The 1,982-nt window shown below is 67.5% G+C and carries 1 pseudogene; it reads right to left on the bottom strand.

What is annotated here, in order from left to right:
• Window positions 1–1,902: pseudogene (locus tag GPL81_RS30970) on the bottom strand (type IV secretion protein Rhs); the annotation flags it as partial.
• Window positions 1,903–1,982 lie beyond the last annotated feature (80 nt).

Genomic DNA, 1,982 nt, shown 5'->3' with positions numbered 1-1,982 from the left:
CGCCTCGTCGTGACGGGCATGCCGCACGCCGGTCAGGCGGTCGCACGGGTCGTACTGGTAGCGGCGCGGGCCGTGGCGGCTGTCGTCGATTTGCAGGAGGTGGCCGCTGGCGCCGTAGGCATAATCGCGACGGTACCGTGGGTGCTGGTTTTGGCTGACGGCGTGGGCCAACAAACGGCCCTGATCGTCGTAGGCGTAGTCACTCAGCAAGGCCCCTTGCTGGCGCTGGTGTTCGCGGCCGAACGCGAACTGGTGGCCGGTGAGTCGGGTGCCGTTGAGGTCGATGGCGGTCAGGGCGCCGCCTTCGGCGCGGTGGTATTTCAGACGGCTGTTATCCGGCAGGCGTAGGTGCTGCAACTGGCCGCAGGCGTCATAGCCGTAACGCAGGGTGCCCCAGCCCTGGTGTTCGCTGATCAGCCGGTCGTGGGCGTCGTACTCGAACGCCAGTGGATGCTCCTGGCCGTCGTCGACGCTGACCAGCCGGCCGAGGCGGTCGTAGCGGTACTCGACCTTGCCTCCGTCGGGCAGGGTCTTGAGCAACAGGCGTCCGGCGCTGTCGCGCGCGTAACCGGTGACGAGTTGCGAGCCGTCATCGCCGAACTCGGTTTTTTCCAGCAACTGGCCGTTGAGGTCGTAGGCATACGCCGTACGCCGGCCGTCGAAGCCGGTTTCCTGGCGGATCAAGCCGCCGGGGGTGTAGTCCAGTCGGTAGCTGTCGCCGGATTCGTTCTCGATGGCGGTCAGCAACAGCCGGGCGTGGTCGTAGCGGTACTGCAGCGTGCTGCCGTCGGGGTTGATCCGTCGGCTGACCAGGTGCAGGTCGTCGGCGTATTCGTAGCGGGTGACGCGATCGAGTTCGTCGCGCTCGGCGGTGATCCGGCCGTAGGCGTTGTAGCTGAAGGTGCGGCGGGCGCCGCTCGGCAACGCCACCTGCAACAGGCGGCCGACGGTGTCCCACTGGTAGCGGGTGATGCCGCCGAATTCATCCTCGATCGTGGTCCGCCGCCCCAGCGCATCGTAGGCATATTGCCGGCGTCCGCCGTCGGGGCGGGTTTCTTCGAGCAGTTGGCCGAGGCGGTTCCAGGTGAACAGATGCTGACTGTGGTCCGGATAGCGGATCAGCCGCAAACGGCCCTGCGCGTCATACTCGTGGTAGGTGCTCTGGCCGTCGGGGTCGATCAGCCAGGTGAGATCGCCCTGGGCATTGCGTTGATAGGTCCACTTGGCCTGGTCGCGATAACGCGCATGCAGGAAACCATTGCGGTACTCGTAGGACGTGGGCGCGTCTTCCGGCGGAATCAGCGCGACCAGCCGGCCGACTTCGTCGTAGCGGTATTCGGTAACGGCACCGAGGGCGTCCTGCTCGGCGACCAAGCGGCCCTGGGCGTCATAAGCCTTAAGCAGCTCGCCGCCGTCGGCGGTGACCCGCCGCACCAGCCGCGCCTGGTCGTCGTGGACGTAGCTTTCCTGGCTGCCGTCGGCGTGCTTGAGTGTCACCCCGCCGGCGTCGTCCCAGACATAACGGGTGTCCATCTGCGCAAAGGAGGCCCAGTGACGGATGCAGCGGGCTGCCTTGCCGGCGCGCTCCCACTCCCAGTAGAAACTGGCGCCGCCGGCCAGTTGTCGCTGCAGGATGACGTGCTGCTCGTCGTAGTCGTAGCGCTCGGCTTCGCCGGCGGCGTTGCTCGCCTCGATCAGCCGGCCGCGGCCGTCGTAGCGATAGCTGACCAGCGTCTGGGCCGTGCGCCAGGCCGGTGGCTGCTCGTCACCCAGGTCAAAGCACTGGTAGTCGACGGCGATCAGGTGCTGGCGGTCATAACGCAGCCGCAAACAACGCCCGGCGCCGTTATCCAGGCGCTGGATGCGGCCGGAAAAATCGCGTTGCACCGTCAGCCGATTACCGGGGGGGGCGGCGGTGGGGGTCTGGCGGTCGGCGGTTGAGTGGTGGGAGGGGCGCGGGTGTTCGGCGGCGGGCGCCTACG

It is taken from the genome of Pseudomonas izuensis (genome assembly GCF_009861505.1).
Lineage (GTDB): Bacteria > Pseudomonadota > Gammaproteobacteria > Pseudomonadales > Pseudomonadaceae > Aquipseudomonas > Aquipseudomonas izuensis.
This window is presented reverse-complemented; position numbering and strand designations above follow the sequence as displayed.